19 protein-coding genes are annotated in these 17,957 nt (G+C 62.2%); 13 read left to right on the forward strand and 6 right to left on the reverse strand.

Translation table 11 applies throughout. The features are described from left to right. Nucleotides 1-54 precede the first annotated feature (54 nt). Complete coding sequence (gene pyrE / locus H045_RS20250) at nt 55-699, reverse strand: orotate phosphoribosyltransferase (protein WP_015373297.1); 645 nt, start codon at nt 697-699, stop codon at nt 55-57. A gap of 82 nt (nt 700-781) precedes the next feature. On the opposite strand from pyrE, the gene H045_RS20255 reads away from it, so the two are divergent. After that, entirely contained in the window at nt 782-1,561 is a 780-nt protein-coding gene (locus H045_RS20255) for an exodeoxyribonuclease III (RefSeq protein WP_003195493.1), read from the forward strand. A 57-nt stretch (nt 1,562-1,618) separates the two neighbouring features. On the opposite strand, the gene H045_RS20260 is transcribed toward H045_RS20255, so the two are convergent. Both H045_RS20260 and rph read right to left on the reverse strand, forming a co-directional pair. Further along, a complete protein-coding gene (locus tag H045_RS20260; protein ID WP_003231635.1) occupies nt 1,619-1,987 on the reverse strand; it encodes a DUF4870 domain-containing protein in 369 nt (122 codons plus the stop codon). Between the two features lie 23 nt (nt 1,988-2,010). Beyond that, on the reverse strand, nt 2,011-2,733 hold the full coding sequence (rph, locus tag H045_RS20265; protein WP_003176917.1) for a ribonuclease PH: 723 nt from the start codon (nt 2,731-2,733) through the stop codon (nt 2,011-2,013). 222 nt (nt 2,734-2,955) lie between these two features. Here rph and H045_RS20270 point away from each other — a divergent pair, with 222 nt between their 5' ends. The 6 genes from H045_RS20270 (at nt 2,956) to H045_RS20295 (ending at nt 8,248) form a co-directional block, all read left to right on the forward strand. Further along, complete coding sequence (locus tag H045_RS20270; RefSeq protein WP_015373298.1) at nt 2,956-3,819, forward strand: YicC/YloC family endoribonuclease; 864 nt, start codon at nt 2,956-2,958, stop codon at nt 3,817-3,819. 10 nt (nt 3,820-3,829) lie between these two features. After that, on the forward strand, nt 3,830-4,450 hold the full coding sequence (gmk, locus tag H045_RS20275) for a guanylate kinase (RefSeq protein ID WP_003231640.1): 621 nt from the start codon (nt 3,830-3,832) through the stop codon (nt 4,448-4,450). Between the two features lie 167 nt (nt 4,451-4,617). Further along, a complete protein-coding gene (gene rpoZ / locus H045_RS20280; protein WP_003176920.1) occupies nt 4,618-4,881 on the forward strand; it encodes a DNA-directed RNA polymerase subunit omega in 264 nt (87 codons plus the stop codon). Between the two features lie 60 nt (nt 4,882-4,941). Then, the gene (gene spoT / locus H045_RS20285; protein ID WP_003231642.1) at nt 4,942-7,047 is read left to right on the forward strand and encodes a bifunctional GTP diphosphokinase/guanosine-3',5'-bis pyrophosphate 3'-pyrophosphohydrolase; all 2,106 of its coding nucleotides are present in this window, start codon (nt 4,942-4,944) and stop codon (nt 7,045-7,047) included. A 24-nt stretch (nt 7,048-7,071) separates the two neighbouring features. Next, nucleotides 7,072-7,452: a RidA family protein gene (locus tag H045_RS20290; RefSeq protein ID WP_015373299.1), complete on the forward strand. Its 381-nt coding sequence runs from the start codon at nt 7,072-7,074 to the stop codon at nt 7,450-7,452. Between the two features lie 55 nt (nt 7,453-7,507). Beyond that, a complete protein-coding gene (locus tag H045_RS20295) occupies nt 7,508-8,248 on the forward strand; it encodes a hypothetical protein (RefSeq protein ID WP_015373300.1) in 741 nt (246 codons plus the stop codon). 280 nt (nt 8,249-8,528) lie between these two features. On the opposite strand, the gene H045_RS20300 is transcribed toward H045_RS20295, so the two are convergent. Next, nucleotides 8,529-9,380, reverse strand: coding sequence for an SDR family oxidoreductase (locus H045_RS20300; protein WP_003231646.1), 852 nt, complete (start codon nt 9,378-9,380; stop codon nt 8,529-8,531). 191 nt (nt 9,381-9,571) lie between these two features. On the opposite strand from H045_RS20300, the gene exbB reads away from it, so the two are divergent. The 6 genes from exbB to H045_RS20330 all read left to right on the forward strand — a co-directional run bounded on the left by exbB (nt 9,572) and on the right by H045_RS20330 (nt 16,353). After that, nucleotides 9,572-10,543 carry a tonB-system energizer ExbB gene (gene exbB / locus H045_RS20305; protein ID WP_003231647.1) on the forward strand — a complete coding sequence of 324 codons (972 nt, stop codon included), beginning with the start codon at nt 9,572-9,574 and terminating at the stop codon, nt 10,541-10,543. Nucleotides 10,544-10,549: 6 nt separating this feature from the next. Beyond that, nucleotides 10,550-10,975 (forward strand): TonB system transport protein ExbD, encoded by a 426-nt coding sequence (gene exbD, locus H045_RS20310; protein ID WP_003231649.1) that lies wholly within the window; start codon nt 10,550-10,552, stop codon nt 10,973-10,975. Next, entirely contained in the window at nt 10,972-11,718 is a 747-nt protein-coding gene (locus H045_RS20315) for an energy transducer TonB family protein (RefSeq protein ID WP_003231651.1), read from the forward strand. The genes exbD and H045_RS20315 overlap by 4 nt, the downstream gene beginning before the upstream one ends. A 152-nt stretch (nt 11,719-11,870) precedes the next feature. Continuing rightward, complete coding sequence (locus H045_RS20320; RefSeq protein WP_003231654.1) at nt 11,871-12,791, forward strand: hydrogen peroxide-inducible genes activator; 921 nt, start codon at nt 11,871-11,873, stop codon at nt 12,789-12,791. Between the two features lie 8 nt (nt 12,792-12,799). Beyond that, nucleotides 12,800-14,875: an ATP-dependent DNA helicase RecG gene (gene recG / locus H045_RS20325; protein WP_015373301.1), complete on the forward strand. Its 2,076-nt coding sequence runs from the start codon at nt 12,800-12,802 to the stop codon at nt 14,873-14,875. A gap of 77 nt (nt 14,876-14,952) precedes the next feature. Continuing rightward, nucleotides 14,953-16,353 carry an aminoacyl-tRNA deacylase and HDOD domain-containing protein gene (locus H045_RS20330; RefSeq protein ID WP_003231657.1) on the forward strand — a complete coding sequence of 467 codons (1,401 nt, stop codon included), beginning with the start codon at nt 14,953-14,955 and terminating at the stop codon, nt 16,351-16,353. A 130-nt stretch (nt 16,354-16,483) separates the two neighbouring features. On the opposite strand, the gene H045_RS20335 is transcribed toward H045_RS20330, so the two are convergent. Continuing rightward, nucleotides 16,484-16,858: a hypothetical protein gene (locus H045_RS20335; protein WP_003231659.1), complete on the reverse strand. Its 375-nt coding sequence runs from the start codon at nt 16,856-16,858 to the stop codon at nt 16,484-16,486. 124 nt (nt 16,859-16,982) lie between these two features. Continuing rightward, a complete protein-coding gene (gene tagQ, locus H045_RS20340; RefSeq protein WP_003231661.1) occupies nt 16,983-17,912 on the reverse strand; it encodes a type VI secretion system-associated lipoprotein TagQ in 930 nt (309 codons plus the stop codon). Between the last annotated feature and the right edge of the window lie 45 nt (nt 17,913-17,957).

Consider the following 17,957-nt stretch of genomic DNA (forward strand, 5'->3'; position numbering starts at 1 on the left):
TGGGAGGGGGTTTGCCCCCTCCCACATTGTCTTTCTGGCACAGCGCTATCGGTGTCAGACGCCGAACTGTTCGCGGTACGCACGCACCGCCGGCAAATGCTGCTTGAGCTGCGGATCATCTTCCAGGAACTGCAACACCTGGTTCAACGACACGATGCTCACCACCGGAATACCGAAATCGCGCTCCACCTCCTGGATGGCCGACAACTCGCCGTTGCCGCGTTCCTGGCGATTCAGCGCAATTAGCACACCGGCGGCCCTGGCGCCGTCCTGCGAGGCGATGATCTGCATCACTTCGCGGATCGCGGTGCCGGCGGTGATCACGTCGTCGATGATCAGCACATCGCCGGTCAGCGGTGCACCCACCAGGCTGCCACCTTCGCCATGGGCCTTGGCCTCCTTGCGGTTGAAACACCAGGGCAGATCCTGCCCGTGATGTTCGGCAAGGGCCACGGCGGTCGCGGCGGCCAGGGGGATGCCCTTGTAGGCCGGGCCGAACAGCACGTCAAAGGAAATCCCGCTTTCAACGATGGCCGCCGCGTAGAAACGACCCAACTGAGCCAGCGCCGAACCGGAGTTGAACAAGCCTGCATTGAAGAAATACGGGCTGGTGCGCCCGGACTTCAGAGTGAATTCACCGAAGCGCAAAACGCCGCGATCGATGGCAAAACGAATGAAATCGCGTTGATACGCCTGCATGAAAAAAGCCTCAGATACCACGGATTTAGCTAATTAGGTAGACGGCGTGTATCATACACGCACGCGATTTTTGGGGCCATTTATGCGGATCATCAGTGTGAACGTCAATGGTATTCAGGCTGCAGTCGAGCGTGGTTTGCTCAGTTGGCTGCAAGCACAGAATGCCGACGTCATCTGCCTGCAGGACACCCGCGCCTCCGCCTTTGAACTGGACGACCCAGCCTTCCAACTGGATGGCTACTTCCTTTATGCCTGCGATGCCGAAGTGCCCACCCAAGGTGGCGTGGCTTTGTACTCGCGGTTGCAACCCAAGGCGGTCATCAGCGGCCTGGGCTTTGAGACAGCCGACCGCTACGGGCGCTACCTGCAAGCCGATTTCGACAAGGTCAGCATCGCGACCTTGCTGCTCCCTTCGGGGCAGAACGGCGATGAAGACTTGAACCAGAAGTTCAAGCTAATGGACGATTTCGCCCGTTACCTGGATAAACAGCGGCGCAAACGTCGCGAGTACATTTACTGTGGCTCGCTGTATGTGGCGCAACAGAAGCTGGATATCAAGAACTGGCGCGACAGCCAGCAATCCCCGGGTTTCCTGGCGCCGGAACGGGCCTGGATGGACGAGATTGTCGGCAACATGGGCTATGTGGATGCCCTGCGCGAAGTCAGCCGTGAAGGCGATCAGTACAGCTGGTGGCCAGACAACGAGCAGGCCGAGATGCTCAACCTGGGCTGGCGTTTCGACTACCAGTTGCTGACCCCAGGACTGCGCCGGTTTGTTCGCAGCGCACGCCTGCCGCGCCAGCCGCGCTTCTCGCAGCACGCACCGCTGATCGTGGACTACGACTGGACCCTGACCATCTGAGGTCTTTTCCAGGCACAAAAAAACCGACATCGCTGTCGGTTTTTTTGTGGGCGCTCATTATTTGACCAGTCGCCAGGTCAAGGGATAGCGATAGGCGATACCCTTGTTGGCCTTGATCGAACCGATGATCGTCAGCACCACACTGGCGATGGCCAGGGCCGTCATCAGGAAAAAACCGATGACCGCAAACGCCAGCACAATGCAGACGATCCAGGCGATGGCCACGGTGATCTGGAAGTTCAAGGCTTCCTTGCCCTGGTCATCAATGAACGGGTCCACTTCCTTCTTCATCTGCCACAGGATCAGCGGCCCCACGACGCTGCCGAAGGGGAACACGAACCCCAGAAACGCCGCGAGATGGCACAACATTGCTCCCTGACGCACTTCGTACGAAGGCGTGGGCACTGGTAGTTGCTGGTCATTCATGGCGCTTCTCCTTGAGGCGGATTTCAGTCAGCCAGGGCGGCGTTCTGCAGTGCGAAAATCTCGGTCATGCCTTTCTGGGCCAGGGCCAACATGGCATTCAGCTCGGCCGGCTGGAATGGCGCGCCTTCGGCGGTGCCCTGCACTTCGATGAAGCCACCGGTGCTGGTCATCACCACGTTGAGGTCGGTCTCGGCGGCCGAGTCTTCCAGGTAATCCAGGTCCAGCACAGGCTCGCCCTGGTACATGCCCACCGACACGGCGGCGATCATCTGCTTGAGCGGGTCGCCGCCCTTGAGGCCGCCGCGCTTCTTGATGACTTTGAGTGCGTCAACCAAGGCCACCATGGCGCCGGTGATGGACGCGGTGCGCGTGCCGCCGTCGGCCTGGATCACGTCGCAGTCGACGTACAGGGTCACGTCGCCCAGCTTGGACATGTCCAGGGCCGCGCGCAGGGAGCGGCCGATCAGGCGCTGGATTTCCAGGGTACGACCGCCCTGCTTGCCACGGCTGGCTTCGCGCTGGTTACGCTCGCCGGTAGCACGCGGGAGCATGCCGTACTCGGCGGTCAGCCAACCCTGGCCCTGGCCCTTGAGGAAACGCGGCACGCCGTTTTCGACGCTGACGGTGCAGATCACCTTGGTATCGCCAAACTCGACCAGTACGGATCCCTCGGCGTGTTTGGTGTAGTTGCGGGTGATGCGGATCGAGCGGAGCTGATCGGCAGCGCGACCACTTGGACGTTTCATAGGGGATTCCTGTACTGAGGACGAAAAACTGCCGAGCATTATAGAGCGGCGAACCGATTCGGGGCACTTCTTAAAATCCGGTTACGAATGCTCGGGTTTGGGCGCGCTCCTCCCGTTGCGCTACAATCCCGCGCCTTCAGACTGCGGGAGCGAGCTTGCTCGCCCCTACAGAAAGCTTTAACCATCAGCCCGTGTCTGCGGGCTGCAACGCGAGGTACCTCCATGGTGCACAGCATGACCGCCTTCGCCCGCGTCGAACAAGCCGGCGCCCAAGGCACCCTGAGCTGGGAGCTGCGCTCGGTCAACAGCCGCTACCTGGAGCCGCACCTGCGTCTACCGGAATCGTTCCGCGACCTCGAAGGCGCCGTGCGTGAAGCCCTGCGCCAGGGCATCTCCCGGGGCAAGCTGGAATGCACCCTGCGCTTTACCGAAGAAACCACCGGCAAGCCGCTGCAAGTGGATCGCGAGCGCGCCGCGCAATTGGTCGCCGCCGCCGAAACCATCGCAGGTCTGATCAAGCAGCCGGCCGCCCTGAACCCGTTGGAAGTGCTGGCCTGGCCCGGCGTGCTGGTGGCCGACGCCAGCGACCCGCAGGCCCTTAATGCCCAGGCCCTCGCCCTGTTCACCCAGGGCTTGAAGGAGCTCAAGGCCGGCCGCGAGCGCGAAGGTGCCGAGCTGGCGCGCTTGATCAGCGAGCGTCTGACCGCCATCGAGGCCGACGTGGTCATCCTGCGCGAGCTGGTGCCGCAGATGCTCGCCACCCAGCGCCAGAAGGTGCTCGACCGCTTCACCGACATGAAGGCCGACCTCGACCCCGTGCGCCTGGAGCAGGAAATGGTGCTGCTGGCGCAGAAAAGCGACGTCGCCGAAGAGCTCGACCGTCTGAGCACCCACATCCTCGAAGTGCGCCGCGTGCTCAAGTCCGGCGGCGCCGCCGGTCGGCGCCTGGACTTCCTGATGCAGGAACTCAACCGCGAAGCCAATACACTCGGCTCCAAGGCGTTTGACCCGCGCAGCACCACGGCTGCGGTCAACCTCAAAGTGTTGATCGAGCAGATGCGCGAACAAGTACAGAATATTGAGTAAGGCAACCTTCATGACCCACAGCACCGGCACCCTTTACATCATTTCCGCCCCTTCGGGCGCGGGCAAGAGCAGCCTGGTCAAGGCCTTGACCGACGCTGACGAGCAGATCCGCATTTCGGTCTCCCACACCACTCGCGCCATGCGCCCGGGCGAAGTGAACGGCGTGCACTATCACTTCGTCGAGCGTACCGAGTTCGTCAAGATGATCGAGCACGGCGACTTTCTGGAGCGCGCCGAAGTATTCGGCAACCTCTACGGCACCTCACAAAGTCACCTGCAGCAGACCCTGGACGAAGGCCATGACCTTATCCTGGAAATCGACTGGCAGGGCGCCGAGCAGGTACGCCAGCTGATGCCCAAGGCGCGTTCGATCTTCATTCTGCCGCCCTCGCTCCAGGCCTTGCACCAGCGTCTGACCAATCGCGGTCAGGACAGCGACGAGATCATCGAAGGCCGCATGCGCGAAGCCGTCAGCGAAATGAGCCACTACGTCGACTACGACTATCTGATCATCAATGACGACTTTGCCCACGCGCTGGACGACTTGAAGGCGATTTTCCGCGCCAATCAGCTCCAGCAAAAGCGCCAGCAGCAGCGTTTCGGCAAGTTACTGGCCGAACTGCTCGGCTGATTGACCCTTCCCAAAACCGCCGCAAGGGCCTTACATTGGCACTTGCAGCGGTTTTGCAAGGGCGTCGCTAAAATCAGCGCTTCCCTAAACGCTGGTGTTTTTTTAAACTGCTCAGTCCGCTCGCCCAGCCGGGCAGCGCGCATCTTGCATTCGCTCCGAGGAATACCATGGCCCGCGTAACCGTTGAAGACTGCCTAGAACACGTGGATAACCGCTTTGAGCTGGTCATGCTCTCTACCAAGCGTGCCCGTCAACTTGCCACTGGCGGCAAAGAGCCTTTGGTCCAGTGGGAAAACGACAAGCCTACCGTTGTGGCCCTGCGTGAAATCGCCGAAGGCCTGATGAGCTACGAGTTCATCGCCAACGCTGAAATCGTTGAAGACGAACCGCTGTTTGCAGCGTTCGAGGACGAGTCCAACGAGGCCGTCTAAGCCTATGCCTGGTCGACGTAGCACGGCGCGGGGTCACAGCCTTCGGCAGGAGTTCACACTTTGCCGAGCATAGACGCCCTCGCCGATCGCTTATCGGCCTACCTCGGTCCCGACCAGGTCAACCTGGTCCGCCGAGCGTATTTCTACGCCGAACAAGCCCACGACGGCCAACGCCGCCGCAGCGGCGAGGCGTATGTCACCCATCCTCTTGCGGTGGCCAATATTCTTGCCGACATGCACATGGACCATCAGAGCCTGATGGCCGCGATGCTGCATGACGTGATCGAAGACACCGGCATTGCCAAGGAAGCGCTCAATGCGCAATTTGGCGAAACCGTGGCCGAGCTGGTCGACGGGGTCAGCAAACTGACCCAGATGAACTTCGAGACCAAGGCCGAAGCCCAGGCGGAAAACTTCCAGAAAATGGCCATGGCCATGGCCCGCGACATTCGGGTCATCCTGGTCAAGCTGGCCGACCGGCTGCACAACATGCGCACGCTGGAAGTGCTGTCCGGTGAAAAACGCCGGCGCATCGCCAAGGAAACCCTGGAAATCTACGCGCCCATCGCCAACCGGCTGGGCATGCATGCCATTCGTATCGAATTCGAAGACCTCGGCTTCAAGGCCATGCACCCGATGCGTTCGGCGCGCATCTACCAGGCGGTCAAACGCGCCCGTGGCAACCGCAAGGAAATCGTCAACAAGATCGAAGAGTCGTTGAGCCATTGCCTGGCCATCGACGAAATCGAGGGCGAGGTCAGCGGGCGACAAAAGCACATCTACGGTATCTACAAGAAGATGCGCGGCAAGCGCCGGGCCTTCAACGAGATCATGGACGTGTACGCGTTCCGCATCATCGTTGACAAGGTCGACACCTGCTATCGTGTGCTTGGCGCTGTACATAATTTGTACAAACCCCTGCCGGGGCGCTTCAAGGACTACATCGCCATTCCCAAGGCCAACGGCTATCAATCGCTGCATACCACCCTGTTCGGTATGCACGGCGTGCCGATCGAGATCCAGATCCGCACCCGCGAAATGGAAGAAATGGCCAATAACGGCATCGCCGCGCACTGGTTGTACAAATCCAGCGGCGACGAGCAGCCCAAAGGCACCCATGCCCGCGCTCGTCAATGGGTCAAGGGCGTGCTGGAAATGCAGCAACGGGCCGGCAACTCTCTGGAATTCATCGAAAGCGTGAAGATCGACCTGTTCCCGGACGAGGTCTACGTGTTCACGCCCAAAGGCCGCATCATGGAGCTGCCCAAAGGCTCCACGGCGGTCGACTTTGCCTACGCCGTACACACCGACGTCGGCAACAGCTGCATTGCCTGTCGGATCAATCGCCGTCTCGCCCCGTTGTCCGAGCCGCTGCAAAGCGGCTCCACGGTGGAGATCGTCAGCGCACCGGGCGCCCGCCCGAACCCGGCCTGGCTCAACTTCGTGGTCACCGGCAAGGCACGCACGCACATCCGCCATGCGCTGAAGCTGCAGCGCCGTTCCGAATCGATCAGCCTGGGCGAACGCCTGCTGAACAAGGTGCTCAACGGCTTCGACAGCGCCCTGGACAAGATCGCGCACGAACGCGTGCAAGCAATGCTCCACGAGTATCGCCAGGAAACCATCGAAGACCTGCTGGAAGACATCGGCCTGGGCAATCGCATGGCCTATGTGGTGGCGCGGCGCCTGCTCGGCGAAGGCGAACAACTGCCCAGCCCCGAAGGCCCGCTGGCGATTCGTGGCACCGAGGGCCTGGTGCTCAGCTATGCCAAGTGCTGCACGCCGATCCCGGGCGACCCGATTGTCGGGCACCTGTCGGCAGGCAAGGGCATGGTGGTGCACCTGGACAACTGCCGCAACATCACCGAAATCCGCCACAACCCGGAAAAGTGCATCCAGCTCTCGTGGGCCAAGGATGTTACCGGCGAATTCAACGTCGAGCTGCGCGTGGAGCTGGAACACCAGCGTGGCCTGATCGCGCTGCTGGCCAGCAGCGTCAACGCGGCCGACGGCAATATCGAGAAAATCAGCATGGACGAGCGCGATGGCCGCATCAGCGTAGTCCAGTTGGTGGTCAGCGTGCACGACCGCGTGCACCTGGCCCGCGTAATCAAAAAGCTGCGCGCTTTGATCGGGGTTATCCGCATCACCCGTATGCGTGCCTAAGCCACCTCTAACAAGGAGTCACACATGACCAAGACCGTCATCACCAGCGACAAAGCCCCCGCCGCCATCGGCACCTACTCCCAGGCAATCAAGGCGGGCAATACCGTCTATATGTCCGGCCAGATTCCGCTGGACCCGAAGACCATGGAACTGGTCGAAGGCTTCGAAGCACAGACCTTACAAGTGTTCGAAAACCTCAAGTCGGTGGCCGAAGCAGCAGGCGGTTCGTTCAAGGACATTGTCAAACTGAACATCTTCCTCACCGACCTGAGCCACTTCGCCAAGGTCAACGAGATCATGGGCAAATATTTCGAACAGCCGTACCCAGCCCGCGCGGCCATCGGCGTCGCCGCCCTGCCAAAGGGCGCACAGGTCGAAATGGACGCGATCCTGGTCATCGAATAAACACCCGGCGCAGCCCGCACAGGCTGCGCCGATCTCGTTTCAGAAGGATTTCATGATGCGCAAAGCGCTTGTAGCCTCTTCGTTGCTCGCCTTGTTGCTCGGCGGCTGCGCCAGCAATCCAGCCGACCGGGATGTAAGCGGCACCTGGATCAATCAGGTCGCCATCGACGCAGCAGCCAAGGGCGGTCCTTTGCGTGAAGCGTTGCAGCGCTTTGGCCCAAACCTCGAATGGGAGGTCAACACCAAGGCCGCGCAGGCGCGTTATTACAACGGCTTTGAAGTAGCTGAGGGCAAATTGGCCGGCGACAAGTCCGGCGCCTGGAGCGTGGACTTCTACGGCAGCTCCGCCACCGAACTCAAGCGCAAAGGCCGGCAACTGCTGCAAGTAGCCAACGACAACGAGCCCGAACAGCTCTTTGCCCGCGCCAAGGACCCTGCGCCAGAAGGCGCGCCATTGGGCGCCAACTTCGAACGCGCCCTGTATGGGGCTTATATGGGCGGCGACTGGAAAATCACCGACGGCTTCGGCGACGGCGCCACGGTGCAGTTCCAGGCGGACGGCAAAGTTGTCGGCTTGCCCGGCGTGGACCGCTACTCGCTGTGCCTGGCAGGCGACTGCGCCTCCATGAGCGGCGGCTACGACAGCATCTGGCTGCAACTGAACGGTCAGGGCAACCCGTGGATTTTTGCGCGCAAGGGCAAGCAGTTGGAGATTTTTCAGGCGGTGAATACGGCGCAAGCGGACGAGGTGCCGTCGTTTACCCCTGGCCCTCGCCAATGGTTGCTCGAAAAGTAACCACCGTTAAAGCTGGGATCAAAATGTGGGAGGGGGCAAGCGCTAATGCCGTTCAGTTAAGGAAAATGTGTGGGCTTATTGTGGCGAGCGGGCTTGCCCCGCGTTGGGGTGCGAAGCGCCCCCAATCCAGCAACACGCGGTGTACCTGATACGGCTCAGCGCCTGTTTGTGGGGCTGCTGCGCAGCCCAACGCAGGACAAGCCTGCTCGCCACAGGGAGTCTGCGCTTAACTGAACGGCATTAGGGCAAGCCCCCCCTCCCACCTTTTTTTACGGTATTTTCAGCCTTTGAGGATCGCCGCATAACCTTCACGGAACGTTGGGTAAGTCGGCTTCCACCCCAGCGCCTTGATCCGCGCATTGCGGCATCGCTTACTGCCCGCGCGCCGCACGCTGGCATCCTCAGACCATTCGGTCACACCCAGGTAATCACGCAACCAGCCCACCACGTCGGCCAACGGCGCAGGCTCGTCGTCCACGCCGATATAGACCTTGTCCAGCGAACCGCCCTGCTCCACATGACGCAACAAAAACGCCAACAAGCCGGCCGCGTCATCCGCGTGGATGCGGTTGCCATATAAAGGTGGATCGGTCGCCACGCGATAACCTTTGCGCACCTGAGTCAGCAGCCACTCACGACCCGGGCCATAAATGCCGGTCAAGCGCACGACGCTTGCCGGGATGCCACTGTTGAGCGCCACTTGCTCGGCTTCCAGCATCACTTGACCGGAATAGCCCTGCGCCTGGGTGTCGGACGTTTCGTCGACCCACTCGCCATTCTGCTGCCCATAAACGCTGCTGCTGGAGACAAACAACAGATGCCTGGGCTGCTGACCATAGTCATCCAGCCACTCCAGTACATGCTGCAACCCTTGCACGTAAGCCGCGCGATAGCCGGCCTCGTCGTGATCGGTCGCAGCGGCGCAGTACACCAGATAGTCTACCCCGCCGATCGGCCAGGTGTCGGGGCACTCTTTTTTGAACAGGTCGCCGGCGATACCAATGACGCCCTCGGGCAGACGCGAAATGTCGCGCCGCAGGCCGTGAACCTCCCATCCCGAGGCCAGCAATTGGCTAGCCAGCCGACTACCCACATCGCCGCAACCGGCAATTACAACAGAAGGCGTAGACATCACAAAACTCCATTCTCAAAGGCGCAGGTTAGCTGCGCTCGGGGTTCAGCGGCCAGTAAAAATAGAAATAAAGTAACACTGGCACTTTAGTTAACAAGAATTACTTGCAATAATGACCGCCCATTTGTCCTCGGCCCGCGACGGGTCTGGAAGGACGATCACTCCATTTTTTCTTCTCAGGTCCGGCCAGCATGACACGTATTACAACCCCCGCTTCGCCAACCAAGCCGCACAGCCCGTCCCGCGCCTGGCGCGCGATTGCTGCGTTGCTGTTCAGCGTAATGCTGGCACCGACCGCCGCATTCGCTGATGCCAGCGCTCCCGCAACGCCCGCCGCTGCCGAGCAAAATGTCACGACCCCGGCTGCACCCGCTGCCACGCCAGCAGCGACCGACCCTGCTGCGCCGGCCCCCGCCGACGACACCGGCGTCGTACTTGAAGAAAACAACACCCTGGGCATGGCCCACGACCTGTCCCCATGGGGCATGTACCAGAACGCCGACGTGGTGGTGAAAGCCGTGATGATCGGCCTGGCCATCGCCTCGATCATCACCTGGACTATCTGGATCGCCAAAGGCTTCGAGCTGCTGGGCGCCAAGCGTCGTTTGCGCGCTGAAATCGTCCACCTGAAAAAAGCCACCACCCTCAAGGAAGCCAGCGAAACGGCGACCAAAAAAGGCACCCTGGCCAACACTCTGGTGCACGACGCGCTCGAAGAAATGCGTCTGTCAGCCAACGCCCGCGAAAAGGAAGGCATCAAGGAACGCGTAGCCTTCCGCCTGGAGCGACTGGTTGCCGCCTGCGGCCGCAACATGAGCAGCGGCACCGGCGTGCTGGCGACCATCGGCTCCACCGCGCCCTTCGTCGGTCTGTTCGGCACTGTATGGGGCATCATGAACAGCTTCATCGGTATCGCTAAAACCCAGACCACCAACCTCGCCGTCGTTGCCCCTGGCATCGCCGAAGCGCTTCTGGCCACGGCCTTGGGCCTGGTGGCGGCCATTCCTGCGGTGGTGATCTACAACGTCTTCGCCCGCTCGATCGCCGGCTACAAGGCCCAGGTGTCGGACGCGTCGGCAGAAGTGCTGCTGCTGGTCAGCCGCGACCTCGATCACCTGCCTCCCGAGCGCAGCTCGCAACCGCACATGGTGAAAGTGGGGTAATCGGCCATGGGCCTGCATTTGAATCAAGGCGACGACGAGCTCGTCGAGAACCACGAAATCAACGTCACACCGTTTATCGACGTGATGCTGGTGCTGCTGATCATCTTCATGGTCGCGGCGCCTTTGGCCACCGTGGACATCAAGGTTGACCTGCCCGCGTCCAGCGCCAAGCCGGCACCGCGTCCGGAGAAGCCGATTTTCCTCAGCGTCAAGGCCGACCAGCGTCTGTTCCTGGGCGAAGAAGAGGTCAAACCCGAGTCCCTGGGACCTGTGCTCGACGCCAAGACCCAGGGCAAGAAAGACACGACGATCTTCTTCCAGGCCGACAAAGGCGTGGACTACGGCGACTTGATGAGTGTGATGGATGCCCTGCGGGCGGCCGGCTACCTCAAGGTAGGCCTGGTCGGACTTGAGACGGCAGCCAAGAAATGATCACGACGCGCCACAAACTGACGCGTTATGGCACCAGCCTCGCCGTCGTGCTGGGCGTACACGCCATCGCGATTGCCATCGCGCTCCACTGGTCGGCACCGCGTACGGTGGTGCTGCCGCCGGCGGCCATGGTCATCGACCTGGCACCCGCGCCTGCTCCGCCGCCGCCACCGGCTCCGCCAAAGGTGGTAACCCCACCACCGGCACCGGTGGAAGAACCGCCGTTGCCGAAACTGGCCGAAGCGCCCAAGCCGACTATCCAGGTGCCCAAGCCGGTCAAGCCCAAGCCCAAACCGCAGCCGCCCAAACCGGTTGAGAAAAAACCCGAGCCGCCCAAGGAGAAACCCTCCGAGCAGCCGCCCAGCGATACGCCGAAAAACAATGCCCCGGTTGAAAAATCGGCGCAGCCGGCACCCGGCCCATCACCGCAGCAGTTGGCGGCCAAGGCGTCCTGGGAAGGCACGTTGCTGGCGCATTTGCAGAAGTACAAGAAGTACCCGCCAGGCGCCCAGGCCCGTGGCAAGGAAGGCCTGAACCGCTTGCGCTTCGTGGTGGATGGCGAAGGCAACGTGCTGTCCTATGAGCTGGTGGGCCGCTCCGGCAACGCCGACCTGGACCGCGCGACCCTGGACATGATCCGTCGTGCCCAGCCGTTGCCCAAGCCGCCAGCCGACATGTTGAAAGGCGGCAGCGTCGAGATCGTCGCGCCGTTTGTCTACAACATCGAGAAGCGCCGCCGTTAAGCAACGCGGTTGTGGGAGGGGGCTTGCTCCCTCCCGCCGTGTTTTTCAGCACATCTTTGACAGCCCCCGCTCAATCCCCAGCAAACTTCTGATAACGTGCGTCTATCGATTGCAGCCGGTATGCTTGGCCCGCAACTTCATGGACGCCCGCTATGACTCTTACAGAATTACGCTACATCGTGACCCTCGCCCAGGAGCAACACTTCGGCCATGCGGCCGAGCGTTGCCACGTCAGCCAGCCGACGCTGTCGGTGGGCGTGAAAAAGCTTGAAGACGAACTCGGTGTGCTGATTTTCGAGCGCAGCAAAAGCGCCGTGCGCCTCACGCCGGTAGGCGAAGGCATCGTCGCCCAGGCCCAGAAGGTGCTGGAACAGGCGCAAAGCATTCGCGAATTGGCCCAGGCCGGCAAAAACCAGCTGACCGCACCGCTCAAGGTCGGCGCCATCTACACCGTCGGCCCCTACCTGTTTCCCCATCTGATTCCACAACTGCACCGCGTCGCGCCGCAGATGCCGCTGTACATCGAAGAGAACTTCACCCACGTGCTGCGCGACAAACTGCGCAACGGTGAGCTGGACGCGATTATCATCGCCCTGCCGTTCAACGAAGCCGATGTACTGACCCTGCCGCTCTACGACGAGCCGTTCTACGTGTTGATGCCGGCCTCCCACCCCTGGACGCAGAAGCCCACCATCGACGCCGGCCTGCTCAACGACAAGAGCCTGCTGCTGCTCGGCGAAGGCCACTGCTTCCGCGATCAGGTGCTCGAAGCCTGCCCGACCCTGACCAAGGGCAACGACGGCGCCAAGCACACCACGGTCGAATCCAGCTCCCTGGAAACCATTCGCCATATGGTCGCGTCCGGCCTGGGTATTTCGATCCTGCCGCTGTCGGCGGTGGACAGCCATCACTACGCCCCCGGCGTGATCGAAGTGCGCCCACTCACGCCGCCGGTGCCGTTCCGCACTGTGGCGATCGCCTGGCGCGCCAGCTTCCCACGGCCAAAAGCCATTGAGATCCTCGCCGACTCGATCCGCCTGTGCTCGGTGGCCAAGCCGCCCGCTGCGAGCTAAGCAGACGTATGACTGAGCTGTCGCAGGTGTCGGTGACGGCACTCAAGGGTGTCGGTGAGGCCATGGCCGAGAAATTGGCCAAGGTCGGCCTGGAAAACCTCCAGGACGTGCTGTTCCACTTGCCCCTGCGTTACCAGGACCGCACCCGCGTGGTGCCCATCGGCCAACTGCGCCCGGGGCAGGATGCGGTGGTCGAAGGCACCGTCAGCGGCGCCGACGTGGTGATGGGCAAGCGCCGCAGCCTGGTGGTGCGCCTGCAGGACGGCACTGGCGGCCTGAGCCTGCGCTTCTATCATTTCAGCAACGCACAAAAGGAAGGCCTCAAGCGCGGGACCCGCGTGCGCTGCTACGGCGAAGCGCGCCCTGGCGCCTCCGGGCTGGAAATCTATCACCCGGAATACCGCGCCATCACCGGCGACGAACCACCGCCGGTGGACACCACCCTCACGCCCATCTACCCGCTCACCGAAGGCCTCACCCAACAGCGCCTGCGCCAGTTGTGCATGCAGACGCTGACGATGCTCGGCCCCCAGAGCCTGCCCGACTGGCTGCCCCTGGAGCTGGCCCGCGACTATCAACTGGCGCCCTTGGCCGATGCGATTCGCTACCTGCATCACCCACCGGCCGATGCCGATGTCGACGAGCTCGCCCTCGGCCATCACTGGGCCCAGCATCGCCTGGCCTTTGAAGAACTGCTGACTCACCAACTGTCCCAGCAACGCCTGCGCGAAAGCATGCGCTCCCTGCGCGCGCCGGCGATGCCCAAGGCCACGCGCCTGCCTGCGCAGTACCTGGCCAACCTGGGCTTTGCGCCGACCGGTGCGCAGCAGCGCGTGGGCAATGAAATCGCCTACGACCTCAGCCAGCACGAACCCATGCTGCGCCTGATCCAGGGTGACGTGGGCGCAGGCAAAACCGTGGTCGCCGCCCTCGCCGCCCTGCAGGCGCTGGAAGCCGGTTACCAGGTGGCGCTGATGGCGCCCACCGAGATCCTCGCCGAACAGCACTTCATCACCTTCAAGCGCTGGCTCGAGCCCCTGGGCCTGGAAGTCGCCTGGCTGGCCGGCAAGCTCAAGGGCAAGGTGCGCGCAGCTGCGCTGGAGCAGATTGCCAACGGCGCGCCGATGGTGGTGGGCACCCACGCGCTGTTCCAGGACGAAGTGCAGTTCAAGAACCTGGCGCTGGTCATCATCGACGAACAGCACCGCTTCGGCGTGCAGCAACGCCTGGCATTGCGCCAGAAAGGCGTGGGCGGACGCATGAACCCGCACCAGTTGATCATGACTGCCACGCCGATCCCGCGCACCCTGGCCATGAGCGCCTACGCCGACCTCGACACCTCGATCCTCGACGAACTGCCGCCCGGCCGTACGCCGGTCAACACCGTGCTGGTCACCGACACGCGGCGCATCGAGGTGATCGAACGCGTGCGCGGCGCCTGCGCCGAAGGGCGCCAGGCCTATTGGGTGTGCACGCTGATTGAAGAGTCCGAAGAACTGACCTGCCAGGCCGCCGAGACCACCTTCGAGGACCTCACCAGCGCCCTCGGTGAGCTCAAGGTCGGGTTGATCCACGGCCGTATGAAACCGGCGGAAAAAGCTGCGGTAATGGCCGAGTTCAAGGCCGGTAACCTGCAACTGCTGGTCGCCACCACCGTGATCGAGGTAGGTGTGGACGTGCCCAACGCCAGCCTGATGATCATCGAAAACCCCGAGCGCCTGGGACTGGCGCAACTGCACCAGCTGCGCGGCCGCGTGGGCCGGGGCAGCGCCGCCAGCCATTGCGTGCTGCTGTACCACCCGCCGCTGTCGCAGATCGGTCGCCAGCGTCTGGGCATCATGCGCGAAACCAACGACGGTTTTGTGATTGCCGAAAAAGACCTCGAACTGCGCGGCCCCGGCGAAATGCTCGGCACCCGCCAGACCGGCCTGCTGCAGTTCAAGGTCGCCGACCTGATGCGCGACGCCGACCTGCTGCCCGCCGTGCGCGATGCGGCGCAAGCGCTGCTGGAGCGCTGGCCCGAGCACGTCAGCCCGCTGCTGGACCGCTGGCTGCGCCACGGGCAGCAATACGGCCAAGTGTGACGGCTGGCGCACTTATCCAACCCTCACGCGTAACAAGCTGGTTATACTTCGGTGACTGTACGAATTTGGATCAGGCCATGTCAGAAGTCGCCCTCGCCACAGCCCCACTGACCGCCCCGTCGGTTGTTCAGGCGCTGCTCGCAAAACTTGCCATTCCCTACACGGAAGTCGCCGAACACGCTGGCCTGAACCCCGCGCGAAAGGTCCAGGCAGTCTTGTTGGAAGACGCGGTGGGCGCCCTCATGGTGCTGTTCCCCCAGAACCAGTTGCTCGACCTCAACCGCCTCGCCGAACTCACCGGCCGGCGCCTGACGGCCGTGGAGCCGGACCGCGTCAAGCGCATGCTCAGCAAGCACGAGCTGAATCTGCTGCCAGGCCTGCCGCCACTGACCAGTTCGCCCTGCCTGTATGAAGGCAGCCTGCTGAACGAGCCCAGCTTGCTGGTGCATTCGGGCGAAGCCGGTTTGCTGTTGGACATTCCCACCGACGCCTTCAAGGCCCTGCTCACCAAGGCCAGCGCCGCGCAGTTCGGTGAGCCCTTGCGCAATATCCGTCCCAACCTGGACCGCCCCAACGACGACCGCGAGGAAATCACCCAGGCAATGCAGGCGTTTACTGCCCGCCGGATCCAGCAACGCCTGGAAGCGACCATCGAAATCCCGCCGCTGGCCGACACGGCGCAGAAGATCATCAAACTGCGCGTCGACCCCAATGCCACCATCGATGACATCACCGGCGTAGTCGAAACCGACCCGGCCCTGGCCGCCCAGGTCGTCAGCTGGGCCGCATCGCCCTACTACGCCTCGCCGGGCAAGATTCGCTCGGTGGAAGACGCCATCGTGCGCGTGCTGGGCTTCGACCTGGTGATCAACCTCGCGCTGGGCCTGGCCCTCGGCAAGACCTTGAGCCTGCCCAAGGACAACCCGCACCAAGCCACACCGTACTGGCACCAGTCAATCTACACCGCCGCCGTCATCGAAGGTCTGACCCGCGCCATGCCGCGCGCCCAGCGTCCGGAAGCGGGCCTCACGTACCTGGCCGGCCTGCTGCACAATTTCGGTTACCTACTGCTGGCCCACGTGTTCCCGCCGCACTTCTCACTGATCTGCCGACACCTGGAAGTCAACCCGCACCTGTGCCACAGCTATGTGGAGCAACACTTGCTGGGCATCAGCCGCGAACAGATCGGCGCCTGGCTGATGCGCTTCTGGGACATGCCGGACGAACTGTCCACCGCGCTGCGCTTCCAGCACGATCCAACCTATGACGGGCAGTACGCCGAATACCCGAACCTGGTGTGCCTGGCCGTGCGCCTGCTGCGCAGCCGGGGCGTGGGTTCCGGGCCGGATGAGGCGATTCCGGATGCGCTGCTGGCGCGGCTGGGGCTGAGCCGCGAAAAAGCGGAAGAGGTGGTGGGCAAGGTGCTGGATGCCGAGGTGCTGTTGCGCGAGCTGGCTTCTCAGTTCAGCCAGGGATAACGCTGACGACTGTCAGAAAGCTATCGCAGGCAAGCCAGCTCCCACAAGGGATCGTATTCCAAGGCTGGAGCCCGGTTGACTGTGGGAGCTGGCTTGCCTGCGATGAATTCAACTCGGTCTGCCTGAAACCCTACTTCTTTTTCTTCGGCCTCAAATACTTGGTCAACCCCTGGAACCAGATCACCAGCGCCGGGTTGCCCTTGATCTGGATCGACTTGTCCTGAATCCCCGTCATGAATGCCAGTTGCTTGTTCTTCGCCTGCATCGTGGCAAAGCCGTAGGCGGCATCCTTGAACGCAATCGCAAACGCCGGCGCCGGGTGCACACCCGAGCGGCTGGTAATGCGCTGGTTCTTGACGATGAAGTGACGGGCAACCTTGCCGTCGAGGGTCTGCAACTGGAACGCCAGGTCTTTATCGCCCAGCTGTTGCTGAAAGGCAGGATTGGTGCGGCTGGCTTTGCCCATCATCAGGCCCAGCACCCACAGCAGGAGACGAAATTTCATGCACACGGCCTCGGTGTAATTATTGAGTGGCCGCAGCAGTTTAACGAATTGCCAAAAGAACGCCACCGATCTGGCGCATTAGCGGAAGATCGGCTGGCGTTTGACGCTTATAGCAGCATTTTACTTAAACAGCAGGGCAAGGCACCGGCGCCCAGTCGGCCAGGTTCGGATCGCGGCAGGTGCCTTCGATCTGAGTTTTACCGGCGTTGGCCACTTGCTTGCTTTCAGCCTGCTTGGCCTGCACGGTCTGGATGCTCTTCTCGGTCGTTACCGCTTCCTTCGGCACCACCGGCAGCGGAGGACGCTTGGTCACGGCTTTGCCGCCGGTTTTTTTCTTGCCCGAGGCCACCGCAGCAGTCGTTGTATCGGCGGTCGCTACTGTCACCACGTCGTTACGCTGCACACCCACTTGCTGCAGGTCTTTTTCGTAAGCCTGGGTGTAGTTGTTCAGGTCTTCGCTGGCCTTGCCGTTGACTGCAACGATCAGGTCATTGGATTCCTTCAAGCCCGATACGATTTCCGCCAGGCGCTTGCGGCCTTCGGTGTCGTTGACGGTCTTGGCCTTGCGGTCGGCCACCAGCTTGGTGAATGCACTCTGGTAGCACTGCTGCGAAGCCTTGGCGTAGGCGGTGCTACGGTCGATGTCGGCGGCGCTTTTGTTGAAGTCGGTCGAGTACGACGCGATGCGCTGGTTGTCATCGCTGATCTGCTTCTGGCGTTCGGTGTAGTAACCCGCGGCGCCCCCGGCCAGAGCGCCGCCCGCTGCGCCGATGGCGGCGTTACGGCCACGCTTTTCCTTGTCGCCGGTCAGGGCGCCCAACAGTGCACCGCCGGCGGCGCCGATGGCTGCACCCGTGACCACAGACCGGGTCATGTTCGAGTCGGTGGCACGCAAGTGCTGTACCGGCTCGTAGCAGTTGGGGTAGTACTCGACCTTGGTGGTGGACGCGACTTTGCCAGCCGGCGAGGTGGCGCAACCGGTGAGGACCGTGCTGAAACCGGCCGCGATCAGCAGCAGGTGACGCTTGGAGACCGCCTTACGGGAAAAAAGCATAAGTTGTGTTCTCTTTTAAGTTTGACATGCCCAGCACGGCCCAAC

Source organism: Pseudomonas poae RE*1-1-14 (genome assembly GCF_000336465.1).
GTDB lineage: Bacteria > Pseudomonadota > Gammaproteobacteria > Pseudomonadales > Pseudomonadaceae > Aquipseudomonas > Aquipseudomonas poae.

Bases quoted from the DNA above. Each gene is read 5' to 3' on its own strand.
- pyrE (WP_015373297.1), bottom strand. From the start codon at position 699: ATGCAGGCGTATCAACGCGATTTCATTCGTTTTGCCATCGATCGCGGC.
- H045_RS20255 (WP_003195493.1), top strand. From the start codon at position 782: ATGCGGATCATCAGTGTGAACGTCAATGGTATTCAGGCTGCAGTCGAG.
- H045_RS20260 (WP_003231635.1), bottom strand. From the start codon at position 1,987: ATGAATGACCAGCAACTACCAGTGCCCACGCCTTCGTACGAAGTGCGT.
- rph (WP_003176917.1), bottom strand. From the start codon at position 2,733: ATGAAACGTCCAAGTGGTCGCGCTGCCGATCAGCTCCGCTCGATCCGC.
- H045_RS20270 (WP_015373298.1), top strand. From the start codon at position 2,956: ATGGTGCACAGCATGACCGCCTTCGCCCGCGTCGAACAAGCCGGCGCC.
- gmk (WP_003231640.1), top strand. From the start codon at position 3,830: ATGACCCACAGCACCGGCACCCTTTACATCATTTCCGCCCCTTCGGGC.
- rpoZ (WP_003176920.1), top strand. From the start codon at position 4,618: ATGGCCCGCGTAACCGTTGAAGACTGCCTAGAACACGTGGATAACCGC.
- H045_RS20290 (WP_015373299.1), top strand. From the start codon at position 7,072: ATGACCAAGACCGTCATCACCAGCGACAAAGCCCCCGCCGCCATCGGC.
- H045_RS20295 (WP_015373300.1), top strand. From the start codon at position 7,508: ATGCGCAAAGCGCTTGTAGCCTCTTCGTTGCTCGCCTTGTTGCTCGGC.
- H045_RS20300 (WP_003231646.1), bottom strand. From the start codon at position 9,380: ATGTCTACGCCTTCTGTTGTAATTGCCGGTTGCGGCGATGTGGGTAGT.
- exbB (WP_003231647.1), top strand. From the start codon at position 9,572: ATGACACGTATTACAACCCCCGCTTCGCCAACCAAGCCGCACAGCCCG.
- exbD (WP_003231649.1), top strand. From the start codon at position 10,550: ATGGGCCTGCATTTGAATCAAGGCGACGACGAGCTCGTCGAGAACCAC.
- H045_RS20315 (WP_003231651.1), top strand. From the start codon at position 10,972: ATGATCACGACGCGCCACAAACTGACGCGTTATGGCACCAGCCTCGCC.
- H045_RS20320 (WP_003231654.1), top strand. From the start codon at position 11,871: ATGACTCTTACAGAATTACGCTACATCGTGACCCTCGCCCAGGAGCAA.
- recG (WP_015373301.1), top strand. From the start codon at position 12,800: ATGACTGAGCTGTCGCAGGTGTCGGTGACGGCACTCAAGGGTGTCGGT.
- H045_RS20330 (WP_003231657.1), top strand. From the start codon at position 14,953: ATGTCAGAAGTCGCCCTCGCCACAGCCCCACTGACCGCCCCGTCGGTT.
- H045_RS20335 (WP_003231659.1), bottom strand. From the start codon at position 16,858: ATGAAATTTCGTCTCCTGCTGTGGGTGCTGGGCCTGATGATGGGCAAA.
- tagQ (WP_003231661.1), bottom strand. From the start codon at position 17,912: ATGCTTTTTTCCCGTAAGGCGGTCTCCAAGCGTCACCTGCTGCTGATC.